We start from the raw sequence: 9217 nt of genomic DNA on the forward strand, positions 1-9217 counted from the left end.
TTGTCTTGTCTTAGGTGAGCGTGAGGGATTACTTCACTATACATATATTTTCATATGAGTTCAGTGAATTTCATTTGAAGCAAGCTACCGAAGTAGCACGGATAGCCCGACAGCATTAAGGAAAGAGGTCGAATAAGTGTAGTCTAAATTAGGTCTCTTTTCTTAATGGTGGCACGCCCTAAATGTTATTTTATATTTTGGAATTCAACTTTAAAATCCCAGCCACAATTAAATATTGAGCAAGGCAATAGGTCGCCATAATGTAAAATGAAGCGTGCGCAATTGGTGCGTAAAACTTGTTGAAAGCCAAAATACTATCCGAACTTACAAATACAATCGCACCGATAAGGATGTAATTGTTTGCAGGAATAGACCATTTTAAACTGCCTTTGAAAGCAAAGAAAAGCATGGTGGTAATCACGACCGCATAGACCAAAACTGGAATTTTTAATGGTCCCAATTTAGGGAATAAAGTGTCTATCATAAAAACGAAATAGGCTAAAATAGCTAAAATACCAATCCAAAACAGGGTTTTATTATTGTTGATTCTTGTGTTTTGTTGTTTGCTGAAAAGGGCAATATAAACCAAATGTGATATAAGAAAAGCCAATAGCCCGAAGATGAAATAGTGTTCTCCTCTATCTGTAAAAAGCAAAATAATATCGCCTATCCAGGAAAATGTCAATGCTGTTAAAAGGATTTTTTTGGTTGGAAAACTTTCAGAAACTATAACTGCTCCCATTAAAATAGGAAGCAAAATAGGTTTCATATAAAAGTCGAATCCTTCTAGATTAAGAAATTGAATACCAAGGTAAATGATAGCAAAACCGATATAGGTTTTGAGAAGTAAAGATGATTGCATAGATTATTTTTAAGAAGTTGCCACAATTGATTTTTCTGCATCAAAATTGGTGTTTACAAAATAAAATGTAACCAATAGTGATAAAACGAGATACCCAATTATGATGTAGGAGGCAAAAGGGAAAAGTGTATTGATACCAAACCAGTCACCAAGATAAGCAATGATTGCTATTCCCGCAAAAAAGCGGATTCCTTCCCAAAGCAATGAAATTTTTCGGGCATCCATCAATTCGGTGTAGCTGTAAACGGTTAAGAATATAAAAGCACCATATGCGAATACGTTTGGTAAGCCAATAATCGCAATCGAATTGTACATATAGGTAATAAGTAATAAAGTAAACATGGCTTGAAATAATGACCAATACATTAACTTATTGGAATGTCGTGTTCCGTATTTTTCATAGGTATAGACGTCGGTGATTTTGTTTACGGGGTATTTTTCTTCGAAGTTTTCTGGTCTCCAACCTGTGGGTTTGAACCAAATGGTGAGTTTGTCTTTCCATTTTTCGGAACGCCAAGCATCGGTAATCAATAACCACAAGTGCTGGAAGTTAATGCGAAAGGGATTCCATGTTTGTGCTGGTCTCGTAATTCCAAAAACTGGGGGAACCGAATCTAATTCTTCCTGAAAAGTGCCAAAAAGTTTATCCCAAATAATGAATATTTGCGAATGGTTTCTGTCCATATAAATTGGGTTTATCGCATGATGAACACGATGATGTGAGGGCGTAACAAGTATTTGTTCCAGAAAACCCATTTTTTTGATATGTTTGGTATGGTACCAAAATTGTAAAAATAAATGAATAGGCAGTATTATCGCAATTACCCTTGGTGGTACGCCCAATAGAGCCGCTGGAATCAATAAAAATGTAAATAGATTGACAAAACTCGAAACTGTTTGACGCAAAGCACAAGCTAGATTAAATTCTTCACTACTGTGGTGAATTGCGTGTTTGTTCCATAAAAAATTAATTTGGTGAGACAGACGATGACTCCAATAGCCGTAAAAATCAATGACGATAAATCCAATGATGTAAGCCCAAATGGTAGCATCCAAATGAATTATGGCAAACTTGGTTTCAAACCATTCGTAAGAGACTAACGTAACGCTAAGTCCAAGAACATCTTTGACAGAATTGACCATTCCCGAGCTAATACTCGAAACCGAATCCATATTTGGTGAGGTGTCTTCTCCTTTATAATGGCCGTATATTTTTTCAATTATAATTAATATCAAAAAAACAGGCATCACAAAAACTAATATTTTACCGTATTCTTCCATTTGAGGGGTATTTTTGCTCAAATATAGAATAATTGTTTAAAATATTGTGATTTTTACTATTTTTTTATGGGTAGTTTTAAGTATTCAATAATGAGGGTTTTTAAGGGTAATAAAGTTGTTGGAGGGATTTTTGGGTTTCAAAATTAGTTCAAGTACTGAGAAAACATAAAAAAACCTACTTGAGATTGTACTTGCTCAAGTAGGTTTAATAAATAACTAATTTTTGGAAATAGTATTGTATAATTTAGATTATTTCGGCAGTTAAGCCAGCTTCAAGTAATCTAGAGCATTGCACTCTTAATTTATCATATTCTCCCGTCTTTACGGTGCATTTACCGTTGTAATGTACAATTAATGAACATTGTTCTGCTTGAATAGGAGTGTGCCCGCAAACACGAACTAAAGTATCAATGACATGGTCAAAAGTGTTTACATCGTCATTGTAAACTATTATTTCATTGTTTTTGGTTGTAACTTCCTCCTCTCGGGTTCTTTCTTTTACTTTCTCTATTGTACTCATGCTTTTAGGTTTTTGTACTTTGTTGATTTATAAAAAAGGAAATACTAATTTACGTATTTTATTGATACCCAGTTGTTTCTTTGAAACTTTTTTACATAAGTTAATCCTTTTTCTGTGCAAGATGTGTCAATATAAGGAATGTCTTCTTCATAGAAACCACTAAATAATATAGTTCCGCCTGCATTTAAACTGTCAACATAACTTTGCATATCGTTTAACAAAATGTTTCTGTTGATGTTGGCTATTATCAAATCGTATTTTTTGTCTTTTAATAAAGCTGCATCTCCTTCGTAAACCGTAATGTGTTTACAATTGTTACGTTCAGCATTTTCAATGGAATTTAGGTAACACCAGTTGTCAATGTCAATAGCGTCTATAGGTTGCGCTCCTTTCATTTCGGCAAGAATGGCAAGAATTGCTGTGCCACAACCCATGTCCAGTGTTTTCATGCCGGTAACATCCATTTCTAATAAATGTTGAATCATCATGTGTGTCGTTTCATGATGTCCTGTTCCAAAGCTCATTTTTGGCTCGATTACAATATCATACTCTGCATCCGTTTTAGGATGAAATGGTGCTCGAACATGACAATTTCCTTCCACATCTATAGGTTCAAAATTCTTTTCCCATTCCTCATTCCAGTTTACTTGTTCGATTTCTTCAAAAGTATAATTGATTTTGAATTCTTCCGATTGTAATATTTGAATGTCTTCCAATATTGTTTCGTCCCAAAGGTCCTTTTGCACAAAAGCAGAAATGCCAGTTTCGGTTTCAGTGAAGCTTTCAAAAGCTTTTTCGCCTAATTCAGCAATTAGTATTTCCGATCCTAGCTCCTTTGGCTCAATTGAAAAATGATACCCTATATAAATATTTGACATGTTTAATTTTTTTGCAAAGGTAACAATAGGATGCAATCCTTCTTTGAATTTTAAAAATATTTTGACAGAATGTTTTTGGCTTAGTTTTCCTGAGGCATTGATTTTAATAAATTATAAAAATGAGCTCTGCTTTAAGTAAGATTGTTTCTGATTTTTTATCTGTGCAATTATAATAATGGAAGTTTGTGTTAATGATCTAAATATGAGGGATTAGTGTTTTTTTTGTGGTCGATAAAAGACTTATTCTTAATTTTTATTCTTCTTTTTACGTCATAGTTATACTTTTTTTTGGAATAAAAAAAAATGACTTTTATCATGTTTTTAAAAATATAACTAACTGAATTACAGATATTTAATCAATAAAATATACTGTTTTTGTTTAATATTATTTTATATTTGTAGTGTTGTTTTATACCAATTTACTACAGCACTATTTTAATATTCAAATTAATTATATCTACCATGAAAAAAGTTTTTATTTATACCGTCGCAACACTGTTTTTTGTTTTTTGGGGACAGGCGCAAGATATAAAACAAGCGAAAAACGCTATTGATGCCGAACAATATGAAGTAGCAAAAAATACTTTGGAAACCATTACCACCTCAAAACCCACTGATGGTTACGCTAAATTTCTTTTGGGCAATGTTTGTCTATTGAAAGGAGATTATGAAGCAGCCAAAAAACATTTTGATGTTGGAATTACTTGTTCCACTAAAGGAAATTTTAGTTATATAGGATTAGGTTATATCGCATTGGATAAAGGAGATATTGTCGAAGCAGAGAAAAATTTTGCATTAGCTACGCAAAATAGTAGCAAAAGGGATTTGGAAGAAACAGTATATATTGGCAAAGCTTATACTTATTCAGAGCATCCGAATTACAAAAAAGCAATTGAGATTTTGAGCAAATCCAGATTGATTGATCCAGCAAATACCGATGTTTTATTGGCTTTGGGCGATGCTTACAAGTTCAATAAAAAGCAAAATGAGGCTTATGAGTGCTATCGCGAAGCTTTTAGATTGGACAATACATTACTAAGAGCCAAAATGGGCTTGGGTACATTAATCAAAAACGCCCACAACTTTCCTATTGCTTTAAATGCATTTGACGAAGTAATTGCTTTAAATGCGAATTACGGACCTGTGTATCGTGAACTTGCCGAAACCCAATATCTTTGGGCTTTAAATGATGCTGGGAATTACGACGCTCATATCTCAAAAGGATTGGCTTTTTACGAAAAATACATGTCCTTAACTGATTATTCATTGGAGTCTCGTATGCGTCATGCTGATTTTCTTATTCTTGCCAAAGATTATAAAGCTCTTGAGGCAGAAGCTAATGAAATGAGTAAACTGGATAAAGTTAATCCAAGAATTTATCGTTATTTGGGTTATTCAGCTTATTACAATAATAATTTTGACACAGCTATAAGTTCATTAGCATCCTATGTTTCGAATCCTTCGAATAGAGTAATTGGAAGAGATTATTTTTATATTGGTGCTTCAAAATTGGGAAAAGCATTAAGTTTGACTCCTGTTGATAACTCGCTTATTGATAATGGAATTTTGGATTTCAAGAAAGCATTTGATATGAGTCCTGCAATTGCTGGCGAACTTCCAGACTTGGCTAAGAAATTGTATGAGAAAAAATTATATGCCCAAGCTGCTTCCGTTTATGAAATTGCAATTGTAAACACAGAAACAAAATCATTCCTAATGGATAATTTCTTTTTTGCTTCATCAGTGTATTGGTCTTGTAATGGTCTTGAAAATTTGAATCCACAACAAATCGAGCAATTAAAAAAAGCTGATATTTCATTAGACATAATTATTAAAGCTTCGCCATCAACACAGGATGCGTATCTTTTTAAAGCCAGAATTCAAGTGTTACTGAAAAATGATTCTCTGGTTGCTAGAAACTATGAGGATTTCATAACTACGGCTAACAAAAAAGATTCTGCTGAGCTAGCCACCAAAGGAATGAAGTCAAAATTAGTGGAAGCCTATAATAATTTGGGTATTATTTATGTTGTTACCGATAAGGTCAAAGCAAAAGATGTTTTTAGTAAAACATTAGGTATTGATCCTGCCAACCAATATGCGATTGATCAATTAAAATCATTGAGATAAAGTCTATTTGTAATTTTTATGGTTTTTAGTTAACTCCTAAAAGCAAAAAAAAGGAAACGTTGTTTCCTTTTTTTATTTTGATTTTTGGGCAAATCGGGCTTAATGAATTCGACTGAACGTTTCTTGATCTCTTTTTGGCATAAAGATTTTCTTTATGAAACTATTGAGTGAGAAAACATTCTTAATAATTATGAGTTTTGAAACAAGATCGAGTAATAAACTTTCTTCTGCAATAATTCTTTTGGCATTGAGTATTACTCGATCTGAAACTTCAAACCTTTTTTGTATTTAGTACTTTTCAATAATGATGCCAAACTATTTTGATTGGTAAAAAAAAGCAGCGCAAATTATTTTGCACTGCATTTGGTATTTGTTTTCTGAATTAATATTATAATTTTTTGAATGCCTTTATGAGGTCGTGAATAGGTTTTAATGAAATTTCTGTTCCGCTTTCCCCGTTTTCGACATAATCAAAAGGATTATCAAGATCTTTGATTAATAAAAACATATAGGAAATTAAAAAGGTTACGAGTAAGGTGAAAAATAATGCAACATAAAAAGGTTCAATTTTGATGATAATCAAAGATAATGCAATCAAAAATCCCATTGCTTCCAGAATTGCATAAGCCGAACCGATAAAGTTTGTTTCCCTGATGGTATCAATTCGTAATATCATTTTGCGAATGTTGTTTTGCTCATTTTTTATTTTGATGAGATACCCTGGTTGTATGCCTTCGTTGTCTAATTCGATAATAAAATCATTCATTTGACTTATTTTGTCCAGTATTGATGTAGTGGTTTCTTTTTTGTAAAACCAGTCCATCAAGAAATTGGTGAATGTTTTTTGGAACGCAATAAATTGAAACGCGTTTTGAGAATTTTTGCTTTTGTAAATGGTATAAGCATCATCATATAAAGATTTTATTGACGCCGAAAGTTCACTTGGCAGTTTTTCACTTTCTTTATAATCCGAAAGAACTCCGCTGATAAGAAAACCGATCAGGAAAATGGTTCCAGCAATTAAACTGGTAAAAAGAGCGTTTAATTCCAGAACTTCCAACTCAAAATGATAGGATAAAAATTTAAGTAGTGCTACAAAAAGGATTACTGGAATAATTCGGAAGGCAATGGACCATTTTTGCCATATTTTATCTGATTTTGTTTTAATTTTTTTCTGGATTCCCATTTGATTCTCTAAGTTGTTGTAAGTATTTAAGGCTGGCAAATTTCGAGGATTTATTCAAGAATTTCAAATTTATCTTTAAGGATAATGAATAAATAAAAAAAACCTGTTCAAATAAACGAACAGGTTTTTTGTGATATTTAAAAAGCATTTTCAACTTTTGAAAAGCTGAAATATATTTTTCAATTTTTAGATAGACGTTACAATAGTAATGAAATCTTTTGCATTTAAGGCAGCACCACCAATAAGTCCGCCATCAACATCAGGTTTAGAGAAGATTTCTTTTGCATTGTCTGGTTTTACACTTCCTCCGTAAAGAATAGTAACATCTTCTGCGATATCGCTTCCAAAAGCTTTGCGAACTGTTTCTCTGATGAATTCATGCATATCTTGTGCTTGTTCTGGAGAAGCAGTTTCTCCTGTTCCAATAGCCCAAACTGGCTCATATGCCAATACAATTTTTTCCCAATTTTTGGCTTCAATATGGAATAAACCATCTCTCAATTGGTTTTCAACAATATTGAAGTGGTTTCCAGATTGACGATCTTTTAATTCTTCACCAAAACAAAAAATTACGGTCATATCGTGTTTCAAGGCTGTATCTACTTTGCTTGCAATTAAAGCGTCAGTTTCATGAAAAATAGCTCTACGTTCTGAGTGACCTAAAATCACTGTATTTACACCTACACTTTTAAGCATATCTGCAGATATTTCGCCTGTAAAAGCGCCGCTTTCTGCTTGGTGTAAGTTTTGTGCAGCAACATATATATTAGAGTGTGTTAAGTTTTCTACTGCCGAAGCCAAGTTCACAAATGTTGGAGCGACAATTACTTGTGCAGCAGTTTCAGCTGGAATTTGAGTCAATAGTTCATTCAATAATTCTTTAGTTTGTACCGCATTTTTATGCATTTTCCAGTTTCCTGCAACAATCTTCTTTCTCATTTTTTGTAGTATTTATAGTTTTATTTTCTGATTAATTCGTATTTTAATTTATCATTATAACTGTCAATGAAATCGACTTTTAAACTTCTATTGCAATTGTTTTAGCGTTGCATTTATTTTATCAAAGTCAGTTTCTATAGCGCGATAAACAACAATTTTTCCTGTCTTATCGATAATGATGTATCTCGGAATCCAATCCAAATCAATTGCGCTACCAAAAACACCTTTCATACCGTCATTTGCCATGAAATGCAAACCGTTTAGTTCGTGTTTTTCGATGCCTGCTTTCCATTTATCAGCGGTTTTATCCATTGACATAAACACATAAGATACGTCTGGATTGTTGGCTTGAAGTTCTTTTAGTTTTGGCATTGCCTTTACGCAATCACCACACCAAGATGCCCAAAATTCTATAATGGTAGTTTTACCTTTTTGGTTTTTTAGGATATCTTTAAATTTAATTTGATTTCCGTCTGTAGATAATAAAGTTTCGGAAAGTGCTTTTTTGGAGAACTCAGTTTTCTGAGCTTGGGTACAAGAAAATGTTGCAAAAGCAATAATTAAAAGGGCTATTTTTTTCATATGAAGTAAATACTTGTTTTTATTGGAATATGGAATCGCTATTCTTTATTGCTTTTGGTGTTTTGGAATCTTAGCGATTTCATTTAAAAATTAATTTTCACAAAGTTAACCAAAGAAATTTAAATTTGATAAACTGATTTTGGAATTTTAATGTGAAAATCTTTAAAATTGGTTACAATATCGTTATAGTTGATATTTTTTATGATTTAATTTTGATTTATTACCAATAAAAAAACCTTGTAGGAAAATGATATTCCCACAAGGTTATTACTTTTTTTATTATATAGTTTGAAATTAAAAAGCTAAATCTTCAGTATCGTTGTAATGTACTTTTTGTTTTACGGTTCCTTTTTCAAGAATTACGAAACTTGGATTGGCTCTTTCGATAGTTTTTAACGGAATGGCGTCACAGAAATAAAAATCGAAAGTGATACCGTATTGTTTTTTGATTTTTGCAATTTCTTCTGGTGCAGAAGCTGTCATCCCAATCGTTTTATAGCCTTTTGCGGAAGCGCTTTTACTGATTTGCTCCATCTTCGCAAGACCATCTGCATTGGCAAGAGCCAAATCATAGGCAACAACCATTAATAATTTAGGTTCTTGCAATAGTTCTTCCTTATAATCGGATCCGTCTTTTTCCATGACAAAATCATGAATAGGAGGAACGTAACCTTCTGTGATTACTTTGTCTTTTCTGTCTACAAAGGTTGCTCCTGCAGGAATATTAGCCAAGTCTTTCTCCGAAAATTCTTTGTCAACTCCGTTTACTTTGTAGATGAAAATCATTTCCACTACCGATTTTGGCGCGCCTTCCGGAATTTCCATTCCTTTCTGAATAT

Annotated in this window: 8 protein-coding genes and 1 pseudogene; 1 reads left to right on the forward strand and 8 read right to left on the reverse strand. The window is 32.7% G+C overall.

From position 1 onward, the window contains the following. Positions 1–190: 190 nt before the first annotated feature. From VFS71_RS03745 to prmA, 4 genes are all read right to left on the reverse strand, one after another. Positions 191–862, reverse strand: coding sequence for a lysoplasmalogenase (locus VFS71_RS03745; RefSeq protein WP_326399449.1), 672 nt, complete (start codon positions 860–862; stop codon positions 191–193). A 9-nt stretch (positions 863–871) separates the two neighbouring features. Further along, complete coding sequence (locus VFS71_RS03750; RefSeq protein WP_414655982.1) at positions 872–2143, reverse strand: sterol desaturase family protein; 1272 nt, start codon at positions 2141–2143, stop codon at positions 872–874. Positions 2144–2387: 244 nt separating this feature from the next. Beyond that, positions 2388–2663 (reverse strand): ATP-dependent Clp protease adaptor ClpS, encoded by a 276-nt coding sequence (locus VFS71_RS03755; protein WP_326399451.1) that lies wholly within the window; start codon positions 2661–2663, stop codon positions 2388–2390. A gap of 44 nt (positions 2664–2707) precedes the next feature. Then, a complete protein-coding gene (gene prmA, locus VFS71_RS03760; protein WP_326399452.1) occupies positions 2708–3541 on the reverse strand; it encodes a 50S ribosomal protein L11 methyltransferase in 834 nt (277 codons plus the stop codon). 462 nt (positions 3542–4003) lie between these two features. Between prmA and VFS71_RS03765 the strand changes: the two genes are divergently transcribed. Beyond that, positions 4004–5671, forward strand: a complete 1668-nt coding sequence (locus VFS71_RS03765; protein ID WP_326399453.1) for a tetratricopeptide repeat protein — start codon at positions 4004–4006, stop codon at positions 5669–5671. Positions 5672–6059: 388 nt separating this feature from the next. On the opposite strand, the gene VFS71_RS03770 is transcribed toward VFS71_RS03765, so the two are convergent. The 4 genes and pseudogenes from VFS71_RS03770 to VFS71_RS03785 all read right to left on the reverse strand — a co-directional run. Continuing rightward, entirely contained in the window at positions 6060–6896 is an 837-nt protein-coding gene (locus tag VFS71_RS03770; RefSeq protein WP_326399455.1) for a hypothetical protein, read from the reverse strand. Positions 6897–7043: 147 nt separating this feature from the next. Beyond that, positions 7044–7796, reverse strand: coding sequence for a triose-phosphate isomerase (gene tpiA / locus VFS71_RS03775; RefSeq protein WP_326399457.1), 753 nt, complete (start codon positions 7794–7796; stop codon positions 7044–7046). Positions 7797–7883: 87 nt separating this feature from the next. Then, entirely contained in the window at positions 7884–8378 is a 495-nt protein-coding gene (locus tag VFS71_RS03780; protein WP_326399459.1) for a TlpA disulfide reductase family protein, read from the reverse strand. Positions 8379–8672: 294 nt separating this feature from the next. Next, a pseudogene (locus VFS71_RS03785) lies at positions 8673–9217 on the reverse strand (DoxX family protein); the annotation flags it as partial.

The organism is Flavobacterium sp. (assembly GCF_035760125.1).
Lineage (GTDB): Bacteria > Bacteroidota > Bacteroidia > Flavobacteriales > Flavobacteriaceae > Flavobacterium.

Coding starts and splice junctions, on each gene's coding strand:
- VFS71_RS03745 (WP_326399449.1), bottom strand. CDS start 862: ATGCAATCATCTTTACTTCTCAAAACCTATATCGGTTTTGCTATCATT.
- VFS71_RS03750 (WP_414655982.1), bottom strand. CDS start 2,143: ATGGAAGAATACGGTAAAATATTAGTTTTTGTGATGCCTGTTTTTTTG.
- VFS71_RS03755 (WP_326399451.1), bottom strand. CDS start 2,663: ATGAGTACAATAGAGAAAGTAAAAGAAAGAACCCGAGAGGAGGAAGTT.
- prmA (WP_326399452.1), bottom strand. CDS start 3,541: ATGTCAAATATTTATATAGGGTATCATTTTTCAATTGAGCCAAAGGAG.
- VFS71_RS03765 (WP_326399453.1), top strand. CDS start 4,004: ATGAAAAAAGTTTTTATTTATACCGTCGCAACACTGTTTTTTGTTTTT.
- tpiA (WP_326399457.1), bottom strand. CDS start 7,796: ATGAGAAAGAAGATTGTTGCAGGAAACTGGAAAATGCATAAAAATGCG.
- VFS71_RS03780 (WP_326399459.1), bottom strand. CDS start 8,378: ATGAAAAAAATAGCCCTTTTAATTATTGCTTTTGCAACATTTTCTTGT.